Here is a 19,787-nt window from a genome sequence, read left to right as displayed (position 1 = left end):
GGGCGGGTAGGGATCCCTGCCATGGCCGAGGACGACACCGAGCACCCCCCGACCGAACCCCTCCCGACCGGACACCCGAGGACCGGACTCCCGCCGAACGGGCGGACGCCGAAGGAACGGACCCCGAAGGAACGGACGCCCGACAGCCGGACGCCGACCGGAGGGACGCCGACCGGGCAGCCGCCGACGGGACAGCCGCCGGGCGGGCCGGACGGCGCCGCCGGGGCGGGAGGCCCGGGGGACCCGGAGCCCCCCGGGGCGCCCGGCCCGCCCGGCGGAGGAAAACGCCGGCGCCGGCGGTGGCTGATCGTCACCGCCGGCGTCCTCGCCTTCCTGCTCGTCGGCTGCGGCACCCTGCTTTGGGTCGCCTACCGCAAGCTCGACGGCAACATCCGCACCGACTCCACCACCGACCAGTTGCTGGCCCGGCTGGAGGCCGAGCGCCCCAGCCGGACCGCCGGGGCCCGGGGCGCCGAGAACCTGCTGCTGATCGGCAGCGACGACCGCACCGGCGCGAACGCCACCTACGGCGCGGCCGGCGGCCAGCGCTCGGACACCACGATCCTGCTCCACCTGGCGGCCGACCGGCGGCACGCGACCGCGGTCTCCATCCCGCGCGACGTCATGGTGAGCGTCCCGGCCTGCGAGAAGCCGGACGGCACCCGCAGCCGGCCGACGCTGATGCAGTTCAACGCCGCGTTCGAGACCGGCGGCCCGGCCTGCTCGATCCGGACCGTGGAACAGCTCAGCGGCATCCGGATCGACCACTACGTGATCGTCGACTTCGCGGGCTTCAAGCGGATGGTGGACGCCGTCGACGGGGTCGAGGTGTGCGTCCCGCAGCCGATCCACGACAAGGACGCCAAGCTGGACCTGGCGGCCGGGCGGCAGACCCTGCACGGCGAGCAGGCGCTCGGTTACGTCCGGGCCAGGGAGACCCTCGGGGACGGCAGCGACACCCAGCGGATGGGACGTCAGCAGCAGTTCCTGGCGGCGCTGATCCGCAAGGTGCAGTCGCAGGACGTGCTGCTCAACCCGACCAAACTGTGGCCGGTGCTGGACGCAGCCACCTCCTCGGTGCGGGCGGACGGCGGGCTGTCCTCGCTGGGCGAGCTGTACGACCTGACCCAGGACCTGCGCGGGATCCCGTCCTCGGACGTGACCTTCCTGACGGCGCCGCGGCGGCCGTACCGGTTCGACTCGGACCGGGACGAGTTCGTGCAGCCGCAGACCACCCAGCTGTTCGCGGCGCTGCGGGACGACCGGCCGGTGGAGGTGCGGCCGCCGGGGGCGAGCCCGTCCGCCGCCCCGGTGGGGACCGGGCCGACGTCGGCGCCCTCCTCCGCGGCCGCCCGGTCGTCGGCCTCGGCCTCGTCACCGACCTCGGCTCCGAGCTCGGCTCCGGCCCCGGTTCCCGACTCGTCGCCGGCCTCCGTTCCGGCCTCGGCCGGCACGGCCGTCGGGACCTCCGGAGCGTCGCCGTCACCGGGCGCGGGCAGCCCGTCGGCCTTCGAAGGACGGACCGCCGACGTGGACGCCTGCGCGGTGCATTGAGCCTGGCCACGATCACCGTTCCGTACACGGATCATGATCTTGGAAGGGTTCTCCGGGGAAATTTCCGGCCTCGTATTCGGCCGCGCAATTCCCTCCGGAAACCATGGCGGAGATCACATCCGGAACAATTCCCTCATCCGGCTCGTCTAGGGTGTCCGAGTCGGTCGCGCATTTCGCGTGCCGGGCCGAGGAGCGGCCGGAGGGAGGGGAGCACCCGTGCAGCACGACATCCACGACGGAGGGCCGGGCGCCGACCGGCACCCCGCCGACCCCGCCCGGAGCGTCCCCGCCCAGCGCCGGCACACCCCCGCCGAGGCCGCGTCCGAGCCCCCGCACCCCGGCGGCCGGGCCGCCCGGCGCCGTGCCCTGACCGCCCGGCGCACCCGGCGCCGGCGGGTGCTGAAGTGGACCGGCGGCCTCGCCGCGTTCGCCCTGGTGGCCGGCTGCGGCGGCGCGTACTACGCGTACCAGCACTTCAACAACAACATCACCGCCGTCAAGGTGCAGCTGGGCAACGAGGCGGAGCGGCCCAAGCCGGCCGGCGACGCCCTGAACATCCTGGTGATCGGCACCGACAGCCGGGAGGGCCTGGGCCGCGAGTACGGCGACGAGGGCAGCGCCGGGCACGCGGACACCACGCTGCTGTTCCACATCGCCAAGGACCGCAGCAACGCCACGGCGCTCAGCATCCCGCGCGACCTCATGGTGCCCGTCCCGGAGTGCCAGGCACCGGACGGGAAGACCATCCCCGGGACGGCGCGCACGATGTTCAACAACAGCCTCGGCCAGGAGGGCCGCGATCCGGGCTGCACCTGGAAGACCGTCGAGAAGGTCACCGGGATCCGGGTCGACCACTTCGTGATGGTCAACTTCGACGCCGTCAAAACACTCTCCACCGCCGTCGGCGGCGTCGAGGTGTGCGCGGCCAAGGACATCAACGACCCGGACTCGCACCTGCGGATGAGCAAGGGCCGACACGTCGTCCAGGGCGACGAGGCACTCGCCTTCGTCCGTACCCGGCACGCCGTCGGGCTGGGCGGCGACCTCACCCGAATACCGCTCCAGCAGCAGTTCATCGGCTCGATGATCCGCTCGATCAAGAGCAGCGACACCCTGACCAACCCGGCCAAGCTGTGGAAGCTCGCGGACTCCGCCACCAAGGCGCTCACCGTGGACTCCGGGATCGGCAGCGTGGACAAGCTGAAGGACCTCGCCCTGGACCTGAGCAAGGTCGACAGCGGGAAGATCACCTTCGCCACCGTGCCGGTGCTGGACGACCCGGCGGACGAGAACCGGCTGGTGCTCAAGCAGCCGGACGCCGCCCAGCTGTTCTCGATGGTCGGCAACGACCGCTCGCTGACCGAGCCCGCGGCGGGAGCCGCGGCACCGGAGGCCCCGGCGGCGTCGGCCCCGGCGGCCGCGTCCGTTCCGGCGGCTCCGGTCGCGTCCGCTCCGGCGGCCCCCGGGGGTGCGGCGTCGACCGCCGCGGCCGCGGCCGACCCGAAGGACCTCCGGGTGACGGTGCGCAACGGCACCGGGACGCCCGGGCAGGCGCAGCAGACCGTGGAGCGGCTGGTGACGAAGGGCTACGCCAAGGCCGCCACCGCCGCCAACGCTCCGGTCGCGGCGACCACCTCGATCACCTACCCGGCCGGGAGGACCGCCGAGGCGGCGGCGCTGGCCACCGCGCTGGGTCTGCCCGCCGACGCCGTCAGGGCCGACCCGAAGCTGGGCGCCCGGGACGGACTGGTGCTGGTGCTCGGCAAGGACGCGCCGACGGCGGCCGCCGCCGAGGCCGCCGCGGCGCCCGCCGCGGTGCCGAGCGAGGCCCCGAAGGACCTCCAGCGGGTCCAGGGCGACGACATCGACGCCTGCGCGAAGTAGCCCCGCCCGGAAGCGCCGCCCCGGAGGTCAGGACCCGCTCGGCGGCTCGGGTTCGACCGGCGCGAGCAGGCCGTCCCGCTCGCGGTACTCCTCACCGGTGCGGGGGCAGACCCAGCGGTCCGCCCCCGCCGGTCGCAGCGGTTCGCCGGCCCGGCCGACCCACTTGATCCGACGGGCCGGGACCCCGGCCACCAGGGCGAAGTCCGGGACGTCCCGGTGCACCACCGCGCCGGCCGCGACCAGGGCCCAGCGGCCCACCGTCACCCCGGCGACCAGGACGGCGCGGCCGCCGATCGAGCAGCCCCGGCGGAGCGTCACCCCTCGGGCGTGCCAGTCCTCGCCGCGCTTGAGCCGGCCGTCGACGTCGACCGAGCGCGGGTAGAGGTCGTTGGTGAGCACCGCGGCCGGTCCGACGAAGACGCCGTCCTCCAGCACCGCCGGCTCGTAGACCAAGGCGTGGTTCTGCAGCTTGACCCGGTCGCCGATCCGCACCCCCGGGCCCACGTAGGCGCCGCGGCCGATGATGCAGTCCGCGCCGATCACCGCGTCCTCACGGACCTGGGCGAGGTGCCAGACCGTCGTACCGGCACCGAGCACGGCGCGCCCGTCCACGTCGGCGGTGGGTTCGACCCGGGCCCCGGAGGCGGCGGAAACGACGGCCCCGGAATCGGGGCCCCCGGAAACGGAGCCCTCTGAATCGGAGCCCTCGGAAACGGCGGCCCCGGAAACGGCGGCGGACCCGCCCTCGACTGTCCCCATGGCGCCCGACCATAGCGTCGGGCGCGGGAACGGGAGGGCGGGTCCGCGGGATTGGCCGGATGGTGCCCCGGCCGGCGCCGGGCCGTGTCCGGCCGGGCCGTGCTCGGCCAGGCCGTGTTCAGTCGCGCCGGGCCGTGTCAGCCCCGCTCGGCGACCACGTCCGCGCTGGACGGGGCGCGGCTGCCGATGACCCTGCGGGCCAGCGAGCGCGGCGAGGTGAGGAAGCCGAAGCCCCAGCTGAGGTGCATGGTCGCGAAGGCCACCGCGAGCAGCGCCTTCGCCTTGGGCGACAGGTCGCGGCCCTCCTTCAGCGCTCCGCCCGCGATGCCGAGCAGATAGATGCCGGGCAGGGCCAGGAAGGCCGGGTGGACGGCCAGGCCGAGCAGCAGGCCGAGCGTCACCCCGACGAAGGCGGTGGGGGGCGCGAGGTAGCGCAGGTTGACCGAGCCGCGGTGGTAGCGGGTGACCACCCGGCGCCAGCGGCCGTAGTCCTTGTACTGCTTCGCCAGGGCCTTGATGGTGGGGCGGGGCCGGTAGGTGACGCGCAGCTGCGGGGTGAACCACACCAGGCCGCCGTCCTGGCGGATCCGGTAGTTGAGCTCCCAGTCCTGGGCGCGGACGAATTCCTCGTTGTAGCCGCCGAGGCGCTCCAGCACCTCGCGCCGGAACACACCGAGGTAGACGGTGTCCGCCGGGCCGGCCAGGCCGCCGGTGTGGAAGGCCGCGTTGCCGACACCGATCTTGGAGGTCATCGCCGCGGCGACCGCGTGCTCCCACTCGGTCTCGCCCTCGGCGTGCATGATGCCGCCGACGTTGGCGGCCTCCATCTCACCGAGCAGCCGGACCGCCGTGGTGATGTAGCCGGGAGTCAGCAGGCCGTGGCCGTCGACGCGCACCACTATCGGATGGCGGGAGCCGCGGATGGCGGCGTTCAGCCCCGCGGGAGTGCGCCCTGTGGGGTTCTCCACCGTCCGGACTCTGGGGTCCTCGGCGACGAGTTCGGCGGCGATCTGCGCGGTGCGGTCGGTGGACGGACCGAGGGCGATCACCACCTCCATCGACCCGGCGTAGTCCTGTTCCAGGATGTGCCGGACGGCCGTGCGCAGGTGTCGTTCCTCGTTGAGCACCGGCATGATCACGGAGACCGCCGGCAGCTCCTCAGCAGCCTTGGTGTTCATCGGGGCCAACCGTACCGGTGCGGGCGGGGTGTCGTCTTGTCCCGGTCTGGGCGTCTCCGCCCGGGCGGGCGGGGGGTGTGCGAAGGACCGTCGCAGGAGCTGTCCGGGGTCGCCCGTGGGGCGCACAGAGGAACGTTTCTCCTGTCGGGGCCCACCGTACTCCCCGACCACGGCGCGCCCTCACCCGGCCCGACCGGGGGCGCCCCTACCATCCGAGAGATGCCCGTCTCCCCCCGCTCCGCCCGTCCCGAAGACCCGGCCGGCACCCCCTTCGAACGGTCCGGCGACCCGCTCGAACAGTCCGCCGACCCGCTCGACCGGAGCGGTGAACCGCTCGGCCGGAGCGGCGGCCCCTCGGAGCGGCGCCGCTTCTGGCCCCGCCGGCTGGCCGCCGGCATCGCGTTCAGCGTCCTCGTCACCTCCTGCGGAGGCTGGGCGGTCCTGCACGGGATCGGGTCGATCGACCGGGTGGACGCCTTCAGCAACGACCGGGCCCGACCGGCCGACGACGGCTCCACCACCTTTCTGGTGGTCGGCACCGACGAGCGTGACGGGATCCCCGAGAAGACCCTGAAGACCGTGCTGCACGCAGGGGGGGAATCCTGCCACTGCACCGACACGATGATGATCGTCCGGCTTTCCGGTGACGGCTCCCGGGCCGGCGTGATCAGCATTCCCCGGGACTCCTTCGTCGATATCCCCGCCCACCGGGACCCGGCCACCCGGCGGACGGTCCCGGCGGGAAAGGGCAAGATCAACGCCGCGTTCGGGATGGGCGGACCTCAGCTGACCGTCGCCACCGTCGAGCAGAACACCGGCCTGCGCATCGACCACTACCTCCAGGTCGACTTCGCCGGGTTCGTCTCCGCCGTGGACGCCGTCGGCGGGGTCCGGGTCTGCACCGCCAAGCCGCTCAAGGACGAGTACTCGGGACTCGACCTGCCGGCCGGCACCAGCACCCTGGACGGCGCCGGCGCGCTCAAGTACGTACGGGCCCGGCACGTGGACGGCAGCTCCGACCTGGGGCGGATGCACCGGCAGCAGAAGCTGGTCGCGCAGCTGCTGCACCAGCTGACCAGTGGCGGCGTCCTGCTCAACCCGGTCCGGCTGGCCCGGGCGGCCGACAGCCTGCTCGCCTCGGTCAAGGCCGACAAGGGGCTCTCGGCGGACGACCTGATCACGCTGGCGACCCGGGCGAAGGAGCTGACGGCCGGGCGGGCCGACTTCGTGACCGTGCCGCTGGCCTCGGTGGACCACCCGGTCGCCGGCTGGGGCTCGACTGTGCTCTGGGACAAGGAGCGGGCCCGGGCACTGTTCGACGCGGTGCGGGAGGGGCGGCCGCTGACGGCGGAGGACGGCGGGGCGGGCGGGACGCAGCCGGGGGGAGCGGCGGCGGCACCGGCGGGTCCGGGGACGGGGGCCGGAGCAGGGGCCGGGGCCGGAGCAGGGGCCGGGGCCGGAGCAGGGACTGGGGCCGGAGCAGGGGCCGGGGCGGGGGTCGGGGCGGGAACGGCCACCGTCGCGCCGGAGCAGGTGCACGTCCAGGTGTTCAACGCGGCGGGCGCGGCCGGTCTCGGTGCCCGGGTCGACGCCGAGCTGCGGCGGGCCGGGTTCGCCACCACCGGGGCACCGTCCAACGCCCCGGTGGGCACACCGGCCGGCCGCACGGTGATCAGGTACGACCCGCACTGGGCCGAGTCGGCGCGGACGCTGGCCGGCGCGGTGCCGAACGCCGAGCTGACGCCCGTCCCCGGCCTGGGGCCGACCCTCCAGGTGTACGCGGGGGCGGACCACCCGGCCGCGGGGCCGGCGGGCGCCGCGGCCGCTCCGTCCACGACGGCGGCGGTGCCCGCGCCACCGCCTCCGGCGCCGTCGTCGCCGGGCACCGGCGGCGGGGCGGGTACGGCTACGGGTGCGACACCGTCCGGCCCGGCGGCGGAGGCGCGCGCCGAGGGCTCGGCGGGACCGGCGGGGGCCGGCCCGGCCGCGACCGGGGCCGCCCGGGCCAGCGACCTCGTCTGCCCCTGAACCCGTCGGCGGATCCGCCCGGGATCCGCCCGCCGTGCGACAGACACGACGGGTACGAGAGGTACGAGAGGCACGACGGATATGACAGAGGGGCAGGGTGCGCGCGGCACCCTGCCCCTCCCCCCCTTGTTCCCCCCTGCCCCGGGCCCGGCCCCACCTCCCCCCGGCCCTGACCTTGCCCCCCGTTCCCCGACGCGGCCCCCGGTCCCCCGATCCGGGGGCCGCGTCCGGTCAGTCCGTCGCGATCGCCGCGAGGACGTTCATCCGCCCGGCCCGGAAGGCCGGCACCAGAGCGGCCAGCAGGCCGATGACCATCGAGGCGCCCAGGGTGAGGAGGATGGTCGTGGTCGGGACGGACAGCGTCTCCAGGCCCTGGGTCCGCAGCACCTGCTGCCCGGTGATGCCCCAGGCCAGGCCGAGCGCGGTGCCGAGGACGGCACCGAACAGGGCGATCACCACGGACTCCAGCCGGATCATCCGGCGCAGCTGGCGGCGGGAGAGCCCGATCGCCCGCAGCAGGCCGATCTCGCGGGTCCGCTCCACCACCGAGAGCGCCAGGGTGTTGACGACACCGAGCACCGCGACCACGATCGCCAGCCCGAGCAGACCGTAGATCATGTAGAGCAGGGTGTTGACCTGGTCCTGGACGAGGTCCTTGTAACCGGCCTGGTCGCGGACCGAGGCCTGCGGGTACTGCTTGAGCGCGTCCTCCAGGCCGGTGAGCGTCTTCGCGACGTCCGCCCCGGCGGCCGCCTTGCCGAACAGGATGGCGTCCACCGGCTGCTCCGCGGCCGGCACTGCCTTGGTGACGGCGTCGAGCGAGGCGAAGGTGTTGCCGTCGAAGAGCGAGTTCCCCTTGGCGATGACGACACCGACCGGCAGCGACTGGACCCGGCCGTTGCCGTAGTCGACCTTGACCGTGTCGCCGAGCTTGAGCTTGTGGTCGTTGGCGTAGTCCTCGCCGACCGCCAGCGCGCCCTGCCCGAGGGACTCCGGGGAGCCCTCCTTGACCGGCAGCCGGAAGTCCTCGGTGAACCGCGAGGTGACGGCGGATATACCGTCCTCCACGGTCTTCCCGTCCGGCGCGGTGAAGTACGCCGGGAAGTACTTCTGCCGGGTGACGTGGTCCACGCCCTGCGTCCGCTGCACGGCGGCGACGATCTCCGGGGAGACGCCGTTCGGACCGGCCGAGATGATGTAGTCGGCGCCCACCGAGCGGTCGATCTGGTCGTTGGTGGACTCGATCACCGAGGAGGTGAAGACCGAGGCCCCGATCACCAGCGCCAGTCCGATCATCAGCGCGGCGGCCGTGGCACCGGTGCGGCGCGGGTTGCGCATCGCGTTGCGCTGGGCGAGCTTGCCGGACGGGCCGAACAGGGTGGGCAGCAGCGCGCCGAGCACCCGGACCACGGTGGTGGCCAGCAGCGGGCCGAGGACGACGAAGCCGATCAGGGTCAGCAGTACGCCGAGCCCGATGAACTGGCCCCCGGTGGCCGCCTTCTCCGCCTTGGCGGCCAGCACCAGCAGACCGCCGCCGCCCGCCGTGAGCACCAGGCCGATGACCGCCCGGACGGTGTTGGAGCGGGCCTCGACCGGAGTCCCGTGGTCGCGCAGCGCGGCGATCGGTGCGATCCGGCTCGCCCGGCGGGCCGGGATCCAGGCCGCGAGCACGGTGATCACGACACCCACCGCGTACCCGGCGACGAACACGTCCGCGCCGATCTTCAGGTCCGAGGCGTCGAGGTGCATACCGACCGCGTTCATCAGCTGGATCAGCCCGACCGCCAGGCCGAGGCCGGCCGCGATGCCGATCGTGGACCCGGCCAGGCCCAGCAGCAGCGCCTCCACCAGCACCGACCGGTTGACCTGCTTGCGGCTGCCGCCGACGGCCCGCAGCAGGCCGATCTCACGCGTCCGCTGGGCGACCAGCATCGAGAAAGTGTTGATGATCAGGAAGCCGCCGACCAGCAGCGAGATGCCGGCGAAGCCGAGCATCGCGTACTTCATGAAGTCGAGGAAGGAGCCGACGCTCTTCTGCCCGTCGGCCTTCTGCTCGGCCGCCGTCTTCGCCTCGAAGCCGTTGCCCAGCCCGGCCAGCGCGTCGGACTTGAGCTGCTCGTCGGACCGGCTGCCGTCGCCGTAGACCTCGACCGAGGTGTAGGCGGGGCCCCCGAGCAGAACGCCCTGCGCGGTGGCGGTGTCCAGGAAGGCGAGCGCCGCCCCCGGGTTGGTCGTCTTGAACGCGGCGATGCCGACGATCGTGAAGTCGTGGTTGTCGTCGAGGATCACCCGCAGCCTGCCGCCCAGGCCGAGCTTGGCCTTCTTGGCGGTGTCCGCGTCGAGCACGACCTGGTCGGCGCCCTGCGGTGCGTGGCCGGAGGTGATCTCGACCGGGCTGCGCGGAGTGTCCGCCCAGTTGCCGACGAGGGTCGGGGCGCCGCTGGTCGGGCCGACCCGCTTGAGGGTCGCCGGGTCCGCCAGGGTGGCGTTCCCGACCGTGATCTGACCGATCGCCGTCTTCACCCCGGGGACCGCGGCGACCTTGCCCACGCTGTCGACCGGGATCGTGCGCGTCCTGGCACGGGTGTCCTCGCCGCCGAGCTCCGGTTTGGCCGGCCCGACCGAGACGTCGGAGGCGGTCGAGGCGAAGAGCGTGTCGAAGGTGCTGGTCGCGGTGTTGGAGAACACCAGCGTCCCGGACACGAACGCGACCGAGAGGACGACCGCTACCAGGGAGAGCAGCATCCGGCCCTTGTGGGCGAAGAAGCTCCGCAGTGATGTCTTGAGCAACATGGTCCTGTCCGCTCCCGCCCGCTCAGCTGGTGCGCTTGCCGTCGAAACGGCGCATGCGCTCGAGCACGGAGTCGGCCGTCGGGGCGTGCATCTCGTCGACCATCACGCCGTCGGCGAGGAACAGCACCCGGTCCGCGTAGCCGGCCGCGACCGGGTCGTGGGTGACCATGACGATGGTCTGGCCCAGCTCGTCGACGCTGCGGCGCAGGAAGGACAGCACCTCGGCGCCCGAGCGCGAGTCGAGGTTCCCGGTGGGCTCGTCACCGAAGATGATCTCGGGGCGGGCCGCCAGTGCCCGGGCCACCGCGACCCGCTGCTGCTGGCCGCCGGAGAGCTGGGTCGGCCGGTGCTTGAGCCGGTCGGACAGCCCGACCGTCTCCACCACCCGGTCCAGCCAGGCCTGGTCGGGCCTGCGGCCGGCGATGTCCATCGGGAGGGTGATGTTCTCCAGCGCGTTCAGCGTCGGGAGGAGGTTGAAGGCCTGGAAGATGAAGCCGATCTTGTCCCGGCGCAGCCTGGTGAGCTGCTTGTCCTTCAGACCGGTGATCTCGGTCTCGCCGATCCAGATCCGCCCCTCGGTCACCGTGTCCAGACCGGCCAGGCAGTGCATCAGGGTCGACTTGCCGGAGCCCGAGGGCCCCATGATCGCGGTGAACCGGCCCCGCTGGATGTCGACGTCCACCGCGTCCAGGGCCGTCACCCTCGTCTCGCCGGAACCATAGGACTTGGTCACCTGGCGGGCCGAAGCGGCGACGGCGGTGGCACCGCCGGGAAGCTGGGGGTCGTACACGGCTGCTGCTGCCGTCGTCACTGTCGTCTCCTAAGAAGTGGTCCCACCCGTTGCCCCCAGCCTGCTCCGTGCCACCCGCCCGGCGACATCGCGCAGGGGATAGTTTTCGACCGGGAGTCAGCCCCACCCTCCCGGTGAACCGGGGACCCGGACCCGACCGGAGCGGGTCCGCCTCGGACGGGCGGGGATGTGAACCACGTTAGGAGTCGAGGCCGCTCCTCCTCGTCATCCGACGGGAGGAAGCGACCCAACCGGAGTTGTACGGGGTGGGCCACCCCTCCCCCTAGGGGTCGGCCGGGCCGCCCTCAGGGACCCCCCTTACGGAGCCCCGGCGCGGCGGAGCGGGAGGCGGCCCGCGGGTGCTCCGCCGGGCCGGGCCGGAACGTCCGCCGGCCCCCTCGCCGCCCTCTCCGGACCGCCCGCGGAGGGGCGACGGGAGGGCCGACGAGGGGGCCGACGCGACTGCCTGCGACGCGAACTGACCTCGCGTCAGGACAGCGTTCGCTCAGGCCGTCAGGGCGGGAGCGGCGAGACGCTCCAGGGTGCCCGCGAAGGCGTCCACCACCGGCCGCAGCAGCACGTCGGTCTCGCGCTCCAGCACGGTCGTACCGTCCTCGCGGGCGGTGATGTGGCGGTCCAGCACGAACCAGCCCCGGGTGATGTGGTCGGCGCCCATCGAGCTGAGCACCGGCCGGAGCGCGTAGTCCACCGCCAGCACGTGCGCGGTGGAGCCTCCGGTGGCGAGCGGCAGCACGGCCTTGTCGCGCAGCGCGTACTGCGGCAGCACGTCCAGCAGCGCCTTCAGCAGCCCCGAGTAGGCGGCCTTGTAGACCGGGGTGCCGATGACCACGCCGTCCGCCTCGGCGAACAGCTCCAGCGCCGCCGCCAGCTGCGGATGCGAGAGGTCGGCGGTCAGCAGCGCCTGCGCGGGCAGGCTGCGCACCTCGAAGGGGACGACGCGGTGGCCGCGCTCCTCCAGCCGCTCGTCGATCAGGCGCAGCAGGCGGGTGGTGCGGGAGGTCGGGGACGGCGAGCCGGAGACGGACAGGACGGTGGCCATGGATTCACCTCGGGGAGGAAGCGGGGACGCCGCTTCGGCGGCGCGCGGCACCGGCCGCGGGCGCGTCGGCCGTCCCGGCGGGGCCGGGCGGCGACGGTCAGCGGTGGGCGCGCCGCACGGGCAGCGGCGGAACGGGGGAAGAGGAGGAGTGGTGGGGGTTCGACGGGCGAGCGTCAGCCACAACAGAGCGAACAGGACACACGCTGCAGGTCGACGTGCCGCCGACGCGTGAGGGTCCATCGCTGATCCATGGCAGTCATGCAAACACGCAGCGTTCGGGACGGTCAAGGATCGTCCCGGCAACCGAACACCAGGTGAGACGGACGGTGAGACGGAGTACCGCGAGGGTGACCGGGGAACGACCGGCCCGACGGCGTCCGGGCGCCGGACGGACGGCCGGACGGGTGGCCGGACGGGTGGCCGGACGGACACGGGGCGTGCGCCCGTCCGACACCGTGCGGCGGAACGATCCGGCGCGTGCATCAAAACTGCTACAAGGGCCCTGGTGGGCCCCCCGGGGGGAGTCACCGGCGCCCGCGTCGGGCATCCTCTCCCACATGAACACGTGGCAGGAGGGCCGCCCGGGCGGCGGCGGGAACCCGTACGGCGGCAACGGTGGCGGTGGCGCCGCGTACGGGCACGGTGGCGGCGGCTCGGCCGCCGAGCCGCCGCTGCCCGCCGGGCTGAACCCGCGCGGGCCGGGCGCTCCGGCGCCCCGGCAGCCCCAGCCGCAGGGGCAGCCCCAGGGGCAGCCGCAGCAGGGCCGGCCGGGCACGCCGCCGCAGGCGCCCGGGTACGGCCCCGCCCAGGGCTACGGACAGCCGGGGCAGGGCTACGGACAGCCCGGGCAGCCCGGTGCGCGCCCGTCGGTACCCGCGCAGGGCGGTCCGGGCGGTCCGGGCGGACCCGGTGCCGCGCCCGGTGGGCCGATAGCCCCCGGCGGTCCGCAGTCTCCCGCCGGCGGCCGCTCCGGACGCTGGCCGCGGCGCCGGATCGTCAAGTGGTCGGTGTTCGGCGTGCTGATCGCCCTGATGGTCACCACCGTCTCCACCTGGTTCTGGGCGGACTCCAAGCTCAACCACGAGAGTGTGCTCGCCGACTACCCGGGCCGCCCGGCCGCCGGCAAGGGCACCAACTGGCTGATCGTCGGCTCGGACAGCCGCAACGGCCTCTCCGACAGCCAGGAGGAGGACCTGCACACCGGCCACGCGGGCGGCAAGCGCAGCGACTCGATGATGATCCTGCACGTCGGGGACAACGGGAACACCCTGATGAGCATCCCCCGCGACTCCTGGGTGCCGATCCCCGAGCACACCGGCGAGAACGGCAAGCCCGTCAAGGCGACCACCTCGAAGATCAACTCCGCCTTCGCCTCCGGCGGCGGCAAGCTGCTCGCGCAGACCGTGGAGACGAACACCGGTATCCGCATCGACCACTACGCCGAGATCGGCTTCGCCGGCTTCGTCGGCATCGTCGACTCGGTCGGCGGCGTGGACATGTGCATCGAGCAGGACGTCAAGGACAAGGACTCCGGCCTCGACCTCAAGGCCGGCTGCCAGAGCCTCGACGGCACCCAGGCGCTCGCCTTCGTCCGCCAGCGCCACCAGATGGCCGACCAGGACCTCGGCCGGATGCGCAACCAGCAGAAGTTCCTCGGAGCGCTGGCCAAGCAGGCGGCCTCGCCGGCCACCGTGCTCAACCCGTTCACCTTCTACCCGCTGGTGTCCTCCGGCCTCGGCACGCTGATCGTCGACGACGACGCCGGTCTGACCGACCTCGGCTCGCTCTTCCTGGCCATGAAGGACGTCAACGGCGGCAGCGGGAAGAGCATCACCGTGCCGATCGCCAACCCGGACTTCAGGACCAACACCGGCGAGTCGGCGGTCAAGTGGGACACCGCGAAGGCCAAGCAGGTGTTCGACGCCTTCAAGAACGACACCGCCGTGCCGGACGTGAAGTAGCCGGACTCGAAACAGCCGGACGCGAACGGCCGGACAGGGGCGGCCGGACGGGGCCGGCCGACCCTCCGCCACGGGCACCCGCACACTTGCGTGACTCCGTGTAACATCACCGACACAATGGGTGGATGTCACTCGTCACCGCGCTGATCTACCGCCGTCGCCACCGCCTCCTGGGCCGCCTGGTCCAGGAGGCGCTCGCCGTCTACGGCATGGAGGTGCCGGCCGCCGCCGAGATCGGGCCGGGGCTCGTCGTGTTCCACCGGGGCTTCGGGACCGTGCTGCACCCGTACACCACCCTCGGCACCGGCGTGACGCTGTACAACGGCGTGACCGTCGGCCGGGCCGACCCCTGGGTGCCGCAGGAGGCGAGCGCGATGCGGCGGGTGGTGGTGGAGGACGGCGCGGTGCTGTGCGCGGGCGCCAAGGTGGTCTGCAAGGCCGGGGTGCTGACGGTCGGCGCCGGCACCGTGGTCGGCGCCAACGCCGTCCTGACCCGCTCCACCGGGCCGGGCGAGATCTGGGCCGGCGCCCCCGCCCGGAAGATCGGGACGCGGGCGGACTGGCCGGTCCGCCCGGCGGGGACGGGGGCGAGCGCGGGCACGGCCGCGGTCGGGCCGCGCGCCTGAGTACGCGGCCGGGGCCGCTCCGGCCGACGGCCGGTCAGCGGCCGGCCACCGCCGGCAGGTGCCCTGTCGCGCACTCCGCGTACCGGTGGACCGCCGCGCCCCGCCGCCCCTCGCCGGGCCGTCCGCCCGGGCCCTCCAGCTCGCCCGCCAGACCGTGGTGGATCGTCCGGCCGCCGCGGCCGCCGGACCACCAGGCGTCCGACAGATGGACGACCAGGGTGGCCGGGTGCTGCGGCTCGGGACGCTCCAGCACGAGTTCGCACCGGGCCTCCCCCGCCGGGAAGGTCACCACGGCCTCGCTGGTCCGCAGCCGCGCCCGGCGCGGCTCCCGCTCCACCGCCCAGTACGCCGACACCTTCACGTCCAGCCGTCCGTCGAGGCCGCCCTCGCCGGGCCGGACGAACTCCTCGTCCGGCACCCAGCGGGCGTGGTTGCGGATGTCGTCCGGACCGAACCACTCCGCCCAGCTGATCCAGTAGCCCGCGATCCGCTTGATCGTCATGGCCTCGCGGAGGATCCGAACCGGGATGCGGGTCAGACTCGTGGGCTCGCTCATCAGCAGGACACGACCGTCCTCGTCGACCCGGGCCTCGGGCTCGGGCTCGAAGGAGAGGACGGTCACCTGCTCACAGGTCACCTCGCCGTCGTCCTTGCGCCGACTCGTCTGCCTCATGGGTGAACCACCTTGCCGGGGTGCGGAGTTCGTCGATTCGCGGCCGCCGCCCGGACGCCGGGCCGACCATGCCCGCGCAGCTTACGGCGCCCGCCCGGCCGGGGCGAACGATTCCGGCGAATCCTCCCGGAGCGGGCGATGCACGGCTATTCTGCGCGTGCACACGGAGCCGTCCGTGCCGGCGGGCGGCCGCACGCCCGCACGTCATCCGCACGGAATCCGCTTGGAAGGAGCCCGCCCGATGGGCGACGCACACTGGCGGGAACTCCGCCGCGAGCCGATCCACAGCGCCTTCGGACGCGGCACCGACCGGGTGACCTTCGCCATGCCGGACGGCCGCGAGGAGGTCTACCACCTGGGCAACGAGTACTCCTGCGCGGCCGTCGTCGCACTGACCCCGGACCGGCGCATCGTGCTCACCAGGCAGTTCCGGCCCGGACCGCAGGCCCTGCTGTACGAGCTGCCGGGCGGCGTCGTCGACCCGGGCGAGTCCCCCGAGGACGCCGCCGCGCGCGAACTCGCCGAGGAGACCGGCTACCGGGGCAAGGTGGAACACGTCACCGCCGTCTGGCACGACGCCTACTCCAACGGCGTGCGCCACGCCTGCGTCGCCACCGACTGCACCCCGACCGCCCGGATCGCGCACGACCGCAACGAGTTCATCGAGGTGGTGCTGATGGACCTGGCGGAGTTCCGCGACACCGTGCTGCGCCGCGGCCTGCTCTCCGACGTCGGCCCGGCCTATCTGGGCCTCGACCACCTCGGCCTGCTCTAGCCGGCGCGGCCGGGGCGAGACCGGGGCCGGGGCGCGGTCAGGGCGCGGTCGGGAGGCGGTCCAGGACGAGGCCGAAGTGGGTCCGGTAGGCGCTCAGGGCCGCGTCGGCGTCGAGGAGTTCCTCGGTGCGGGTCCCGTCGGGGGCGGTGCGCAGCAAGCGGGTGCCGCCGGTCGCGCGGGTGCTGGTGAGGGTGGTCCGGCCGCCGTCGGGAGTGGGGCGGGAGCAGGTGGTCGCGCGGGTGAAGTGCGAGTCGGGCGACGTGGTCTGCCACCAGCAGGTCGGGGTGAAGTCGGCCAGCCGGTACGGGCGGGGGTCGAGGCGGTACTGCGGCGCGCCGTCGAGGGCGACGTCCAGGTCACCGGCACCGCCGGCACCCGGGGTGACGGCACCCGGGTCGCCGGCGCTCGGGGTGACGGTGAAGACTCCCGCCGGGTCCTGCTGCGGGCCGCGCTCGTCGAGGCGCAACGGCCGGCGGGCGAACCTGCCGAAGCCGACGTCCACCAGCCACGCCACCCCGTCCGCCTCCACCCGCAGCGCCAGGTGGTCGAACGGCGGCCCGGGCTCGGCCCCGTCGAAGACCCGGGCGGCGAGCAGCTCGACGCGGTAGCCGAGGGTCCGCAGCAACCCGGCGAAGGCGCCGTTGAGTTCGTAGCAGAACCCGCCGCGCCGACGCCCCACGACCTTCTCCAGCAGCGCCTCCGGTTCGAGCACGACGGGCTCGCCGAGGTGGATGCTCAGATTCTCGAACGGAACGGCGTCCAGGTGCGCCTCCTGGAGCCGTGCCAGCTCGGCCGCGTCGGCACTGGCGGGCCGCTCGGCCCCGATCCGGGCGAGGTAGGCCGCCACCCGCTCGACGGTCGGGATCTCCGTGTCCTGCAATGGCTCGTCCATGGTCACCATCCAAGCGGACCCGATGCCTCCGGCCATCGGGCCTCGGACCCAGGTCGTACGGGTCGCCCCCGCGCCCCGGGGCGCGGGAAGTCGGAGGGGCCGACTTCCCGCACTAGGGCCGGCGGGTCAGGGAACGAGGACGCTGCGGCCGCCGAGCGCGGCGTAGGACTCGCCGGGGACGACCAGCTTCTCGACCGCGCCCTCGCAACTCGTCCCGGCCCGGACCTGCACCACCGAGTCCGTCCAGTTGGTGACCACCGGCTGGACGAAGTCGCCGAGCGGGAGGCACCCGCGCGGGTCCTGGTACGCGGCGCCGTCGACGATCAGGATCCCGTGGGCCGCGTACGCGGTGTTCGGGACCGCGACGGCGAGGGCGGCGGCGGCCAGCCAGGCCCCGAGAACGGTAACCGTGCGTCGCTTCTCCATGCGTCCACATTCCTTTCGGCCGGAGCGGGGCGGCCCTGCGCCGCCCCACCGGTGCGACTCAACGTAACCGCGAGGTGACGTGGCGTCGGGGACGGAGCGGCGCGGCGGCCGGGCGCGGAGCGGGAAGTCGGAGCGGTCGACTTCCGGTGCGGGATTCTCGGACCCGGCTGTCACAACAGGGCCGCCGCGATACGTCAGGGAGGCAGAGCGGTATCACCGGCCGCCGGACGGAGAGGAACAGCACCATGCTCACCAGGGTCATGTACGTCACGGTCTACGTCACCGACCAGGACCGCGCGCTGCGGTTCTACACCGAACAGCTGGGGCTGGAGAAGCGCGTCGACTACGCCGGCCCGGACGGCCGCTTCCTCACCGTGGGCGCGGAGGGCCACCCGTTCGAGATCATCCTCTGGCCGCACGCCCCGGCCGCCGGGCAGCCGTCGCGGGCGGAGGGGGTGTCGGCCCCCGGTCCGATCGTCCTGGAGTCGGACGATCTGAGGAAGGACGTGGGGATCTGGCGCGAGCGCGGGGTGGAGCTCGACCGGCACGAGCCCGAGGAGTACCCCTTCGGCCTCCGCGTCGAGGCCCGGGACCCGGACGGCAACCGGGTCTCGCTGCGCCAGCAGCGGCCGGTGGTGACCGACCGGGCCTGAACGGCCCGGCCGCCCGGCTCAGTCGCTCGGGCCGGCCGCGCGGAGACGGGCCTCGGCCGCCCCGGCCCCGGGCGGGTCCGCGACGAACAGCACGCGGAGGCCACCGCCGGCAGCCGCGTCCAGGATCTCGAGGAGCAGGGCGAGCCGGTCCGGCGGCTCGTCCGCCAGGACGGCGTCGGCGTCCACGACGAGGACGAGGAGTCGGGGCACCGCCGACCCGGCACCGGGCGGGCGGAGCGCGTCGTTGAGGCACTCCTCGAAGGCGTCCCAGTTGTGGCCGAAGTAGCCGGGGAACGGGAGCGCCCGCGCCCACTCGGCGAACAGGGCGGCCGCGGTACGGCAGTTCGCGCCCCGGACGAGGCGGAGCCGGTCCGCACCGGTTGCGAAGCCCGCCCAGGTCCGGCCCGGCAGGAGGTCCCACCGGCCCGGACCGAGCGGGGGGCCGGAAGCCGCGGGCACGTCAGCAGCCTCCGGAGATCTCGCGGAAGTTGGCGTAGTGGTCGTCGGTGTACCAGGTCCGCTCGGAGTTGTCGTCGCGGACCAGGCGCTCGGCGTCCCGGTGGGTGGCGGGCGTCGGGCGGGGGTTGACGTCGTACTCGTGGTAGGCGCCGCCGGACGGGAGGTCCCCGCTGCGGTTGCCGTACGGGTTGCTGCCCCGGATGTACGCCGGGCCCGGAATCCGGAAGTCGACCGGGCGGGAGTTGATGGGCCACCCGATGCCCCGCCAGATGTGGCAGGCCCGTTCGACCGGCCTCGGGAACTCCTCGACGGGGAACGGGGGTTGGAGGACCGCCCGGACGGTCGGAGCGGCGGCCAGCGCGGGGGCGGCGGGGGCGAGCGAACAGGCCAGGGCGAGGACGAGCGCGCCCCGGGCCGGACGGCGGAGGGTCATGGGGGTTCCCGATTCGATGCGGGGGTGTGTGCACAGAAGGGGTACCGCACAGCCGCCGAACACCCACCGGGCCACGCCGCCCCCACCCCACCCCCCACCCGTCCGAGTGACACCCCCCACCGCCCGCGGAGGCGCCGGCGAAGCCCCGGCGGGGACCGGTGGAGGTGGGGCGGCGTGGGAGGATCGGGTGGGTCCGGTCGATTCGTTGAAAGGGTCTCCAGTCCATGGGCTCGCAGCACTACGCCGTCCTCAAGACCAACCACGGCGAGATCACCGTCAAGCTCTTCCAGTTCCACACGCCGAAGACCGTGCGCAACTTCGTGGAGCTGGCCGAGGGCGGGCGGGAGTGGACCGATCCGGCGACCGGGGCGGTCACCACGGCTCCGCTGTACGACGGGACGACGTTCCACCGGGTCATCCCCAACTTCATGATCCAGGGCGGCGATCCGCTGGGCGACGGCACGGGCGGGCCCGGGTACGAGTTCGCCGACGAGTTCCACCCCGAGCTGTACTTCACCAAGCCGTACCTGCTGGCGATGGCCAACGCGGGCCCGAACACCAATGGTTCGCAGTTCTTCATCACCACCCGGGCGACCCCGCACCTCAACCGCAAGCACACCATCTTCGGCGAGGTCGCCGACGCGGCCGGCCAGAAGGTGGTGGACGCCATCGCGGCCACCCCGACCGGGCCGGGCGACCGGCCGCTGGAGCCCGTGGTCATCGAGTCGGTGACCGTCGAGCGGCGGTAGACCGGCGTGAGGAGTGGGAGGTCGGCGCGTCCGACTTCCCACCCCACAACGCCCCCCATCCCCAAACACACCGCCCGCCATACAAAAAACCCCC

The 19,787-nt window shown here is 73.8% G+C and carries 19 protein-coding genes; 8 read left to right on the top strand and 11 right to left on the bottom strand.

The annotated features are described in order from the left end of the window. The first annotated feature begins 21 nt into the window (after nt 1-21). Nucleotides 22-1,554 carry an LCP family protein gene (locus ACIPYS_RS38230; RefSeq protein WP_400755026.1) on the top strand — a complete coding sequence of 511 codons (1,533 nt, stop codon included), beginning with the start codon at nt 22-24 and terminating at the stop codon, nt 1,552-1,554. Between the two features lie 216 nt (nt 1,555-1,770). After that, complete coding sequence (locus ACIPYS_RS38225) at nt 1,771-3,438, top strand: LCP family protein (protein WP_400755024.1); 1,668 nt, start codon at nt 1,771-1,773, stop codon at nt 3,436-3,438. A gap of 27 nt (nt 3,439-3,465) precedes the next feature. On the opposite strand, the gene ACIPYS_RS38220 is transcribed toward ACIPYS_RS38225, so the two are convergent. Both ACIPYS_RS38220 and ACIPYS_RS38215 read right to left on the bottom strand, forming a co-directional pair. After that, nucleotides 3,466-4,050 carry an acyltransferase gene (locus tag ACIPYS_RS38220; RefSeq protein WP_231977755.1) on the bottom strand — a complete coding sequence of 195 codons (585 nt, stop codon included), beginning with the start codon at nt 4,048-4,050 and terminating at the stop codon, nt 3,466-3,468. Nucleotides 4,051-4,334: 284 nt separating this feature from the next. Continuing rightward, nucleotides 4,335-5,375 (bottom strand): glycosyltransferase family 2 protein, encoded by a 1,041-nt coding sequence (locus ACIPYS_RS38215; RefSeq protein WP_093861863.1) that lies wholly within the window; start codon nt 5,373-5,375, stop codon nt 4,335-4,337. Nucleotides 5,376-5,594: 219 nt separating this feature from the next. On the opposite strand from ACIPYS_RS38215, the gene ACIPYS_RS38210 reads away from it, so the two are divergent. Continuing rightward, a complete protein-coding gene (locus ACIPYS_RS38210; protein WP_400755019.1) occupies nt 5,595-7,403 on the top strand; it encodes an LCP family protein in 1,809 nt (602 codons plus the stop codon). Between the two features lie 231 nt (nt 7,404-7,634). Here ACIPYS_RS38210 and ACIPYS_RS38205 read toward each other — a convergent pair whose 3' ends face one another. From ACIPYS_RS38205 to ACIPYS_RS38190, 4 genes are all read right to left on the bottom strand, one after another. Continuing rightward, nucleotides 7,635-10,196, bottom strand: coding sequence for an ABC transporter permease (locus tag ACIPYS_RS38205; protein ID WP_093861861.1), 2,562 nt, complete (start codon nt 10,194-10,196; stop codon nt 7,635-7,637). Nucleotides 10,197-10,218: 22 nt separating this feature from the next. Beyond that, nucleotides 10,219-11,007 carry an ABC transporter ATP-binding protein gene (locus ACIPYS_RS38200; RefSeq protein WP_400755016.1) on the bottom strand — a complete coding sequence of 263 codons (789 nt, stop codon included), beginning with the start codon at nt 11,005-11,007 and terminating at the stop codon, nt 10,219-10,221. A gap of 484 nt (nt 11,008-11,491) precedes the next feature. Beyond that, nucleotides 11,492-12,046, bottom strand: a complete 555-nt coding sequence (gene ssuE, locus ACIPYS_RS38195) for an NADPH-dependent FMN reductase (protein WP_093861859.1) — start codon at nt 12,044-12,046, stop codon at nt 11,492-11,494. A 173-nt stretch (nt 12,047-12,219) separates the two neighbouring features. Next, nucleotides 12,220-12,297: a putative leader peptide gene (locus ACIPYS_RS38190; RefSeq protein ID WP_353653584.1), complete on the bottom strand. Its 78-nt coding sequence runs from the start codon at nt 12,295-12,297 to the stop codon at nt 12,220-12,222. 306 nt (nt 12,298-12,603) lie between these two features. Between ACIPYS_RS38190 and ACIPYS_RS38185 the strand changes: the two genes are divergently transcribed. Together ACIPYS_RS38185 and ACIPYS_RS38180 are read left to right on the top strand one after the other, a co-directional pair. After that, nucleotides 12,604-14,007 (top strand): LCP family protein, encoded by a 1,404-nt coding sequence (locus tag ACIPYS_RS38185; RefSeq protein ID WP_093861858.1) that lies wholly within the window; start codon nt 12,604-12,606, stop codon nt 14,005-14,007. Between the two features lie 125 nt (nt 14,008-14,132). Further along, nucleotides 14,133-14,633, top strand: a complete 501-nt coding sequence (locus ACIPYS_RS38180) for a hypothetical protein (RefSeq protein WP_400755012.1) — start codon at nt 14,133-14,135, stop codon at nt 14,631-14,633. A 34-nt stretch (nt 14,634-14,667) separates the two neighbouring features. Here the strand turns inward: ACIPYS_RS38180 and ACIPYS_RS38175 are convergent, their stop codons facing one another. Beyond that, complete coding sequence (locus ACIPYS_RS38175) at nt 14,668-15,306, bottom strand: hypothetical protein (protein WP_093861856.1); 639 nt, start codon at nt 15,304-15,306, stop codon at nt 14,668-14,670. A gap of 241 nt (nt 15,307-15,547) precedes the next feature. Between ACIPYS_RS38175 and ACIPYS_RS38170 the strand changes: the two genes are divergently transcribed. Then, nucleotides 15,548-16,081: an NUDIX hydrolase gene (locus ACIPYS_RS38170; protein ID WP_093861855.1), complete on the top strand. Its 534-nt coding sequence runs from the start codon at nt 15,548-15,550 to the stop codon at nt 16,079-16,081. 37 nt (nt 16,082-16,118) lie between these two features. Here the strand turns inward: ACIPYS_RS38170 and ACIPYS_RS38165 are convergent, their stop codons facing one another. Both ACIPYS_RS38165 and ACIPYS_RS38160 read right to left on the bottom strand, forming a co-directional pair. Further along, entirely contained in the window at nt 16,119-16,982 is an 864-nt protein-coding gene (locus ACIPYS_RS38165) for an arylamine N-acetyltransferase (protein WP_400755009.1), read from the bottom strand. A gap of 117 nt (nt 16,983-17,099) precedes the next feature. Continuing rightward, nucleotides 17,100-17,399 (bottom strand): hypothetical protein, encoded by a 300-nt coding sequence (locus ACIPYS_RS38160; RefSeq protein ID WP_400755006.1) that lies wholly within the window; start codon nt 17,397-17,399, stop codon nt 17,100-17,102. 245 nt (nt 17,400-17,644) lie between these two features. Here ACIPYS_RS38160 and ACIPYS_RS38155 point away from each other — a divergent pair, with 245 nt between their 5' ends. Further along, a complete protein-coding gene (locus ACIPYS_RS38155) occupies nt 17,645-18,052 on the top strand; it encodes a VOC family protein (protein ID WP_400755003.1) in 408 nt (135 codons plus the stop codon). Between the two features lie 18 nt (nt 18,053-18,070). On the opposite strand, the gene ACIPYS_RS38150 is transcribed toward ACIPYS_RS38155, so the two are convergent. Both ACIPYS_RS38150 and ACIPYS_RS38145 read right to left on the bottom strand, forming a co-directional pair. Next, nucleotides 18,071-18,511: a barstar family protein gene (locus ACIPYS_RS38150; RefSeq protein WP_400755000.1), complete on the bottom strand. Its 441-nt coding sequence runs from the start codon at nt 18,509-18,511 to the stop codon at nt 18,071-18,073. Between the two features lies 1 nt (nt 18,512). Next, nucleotides 18,513-18,944 (bottom strand): ribonuclease domain-containing protein, encoded by a 432-nt coding sequence (locus ACIPYS_RS38145; RefSeq protein WP_400754997.1) that lies wholly within the window; start codon nt 18,942-18,944, stop codon nt 18,513-18,515. A gap of 224 nt (nt 18,945-19,168) precedes the next feature. On the opposite strand from ACIPYS_RS38145, the gene ACIPYS_RS38140 reads away from it, so the two are divergent. After that, the gene (locus tag ACIPYS_RS38140; protein ID WP_093861850.1) at nt 19,169-19,693 is read left to right on the top strand and encodes a peptidylprolyl isomerase; all 525 of its coding nucleotides are present in this window, start codon (nt 19,169-19,171) and stop codon (nt 19,691-19,693) included. Nucleotides 19,694-19,787: the final 94 nt, after the last annotated feature.

Source organism: Kitasatospora sp. NPDC089913 (genome assembly GCF_044748625.1).
GTDB lineage: Bacteria > Actinomycetota > Actinomycetes > Streptomycetales > Streptomycetaceae > Kitasatospora.
This window is presented reverse-complemented; position numbering and strand designations above follow the sequence as displayed.

Bases quoted from the DNA above. Each gene is read 5' to 3' on its own strand.
- ACIPYS_RS38165 (WP_400755009.1), bottom strand. From the start codon at position 16,982: ATGGTGACCATGGACGAGCCATTGCAGGACACGGAGATCCCGACCGTC.
- ACIPYS_RS38155 (WP_400755003.1), top strand. From the start codon at position 17,645: ATGCTCACCAGGGTCATGTACGTCACGGTCTACGTCACCGACCAGGAC.
- ssuE (WP_093861859.1), bottom strand. From the start codon at position 12,046: ATGGCCACCGTCCTGTCCGTCTCCGGCTCGCCGTCCCCGACCTCCCGC.
- ACIPYS_RS38185 (WP_093861858.1), top strand. From the start codon at position 12,604: ATGAACACGTGGCAGGAGGGCCGCCCGGGCGGCGGCGGGAACCCGTAC.
- ACIPYS_RS38160 (WP_400755006.1), bottom strand. From the start codon at position 17,399: ATGGAGAAGCGACGCACGGTTACCGTTCTCGGGGCCTGGCTGGCCGCC.
- ACIPYS_RS38140 (WP_093861850.1), top strand. From the start codon at position 19,169: ATGGGCTCGCAGCACTACGCCGTCCTCAAGACCAACCACGGCGAGATC.
- ACIPYS_RS38210 (WP_400755019.1), top strand. From the start codon at position 5,595: ATGCCCGTCTCCCCCCGCTCCGCCCGTCCCGAAGACCCGGCCGGCACC.
- ACIPYS_RS38145 (WP_400754997.1), bottom strand. From the start codon at position 18,944: ATGACCCTCCGCCGTCCGGCCCGGGGCGCGCTCGTCCTCGCCCTGGCC.
- ACIPYS_RS38230 (WP_400755026.1), top strand. From the start codon at position 22: ATGGCCGAGGACGACACCGAGCACCCCCCGACCGAACCCCTCCCGACC.
- ACIPYS_RS38175 (WP_093861856.1), bottom strand. From the start codon at position 15,306: ATGAGGCAGACGAGTCGGCGCAAGGACGACGGCGAGGTGACCTGTGAG.
- ACIPYS_RS38180 (WP_400755012.1), top strand. From the start codon at position 14,133: ATGTCACTCGTCACCGCGCTGATCTACCGCCGTCGCCACCGCCTCCTG.
- ACIPYS_RS38170 (WP_093861855.1), top strand. From the start codon at position 15,548: ATGGGCGACGCACACTGGCGGGAACTCCGCCGCGAGCCGATCCACAGC.
- ACIPYS_RS38205 (WP_093861861.1), bottom strand. From the start codon at position 10,196: ATGTTGCTCAAGACATCACTGCGGAGCTTCTTCGCCCACAAGGGCCGG.
- ACIPYS_RS38215 (WP_093861863.1), bottom strand. From the start codon at position 5,375: ATGAACACCAAGGCTGCTGAGGAGCTGCCGGCGGTCTCCGTGATCATG.
- ACIPYS_RS38190 (WP_353653584.1), bottom strand. From the start codon at position 12,297: ATGGATCAGCGATGGACCCTCACGCGTCGGCGGCACGTCGACCTGCAG.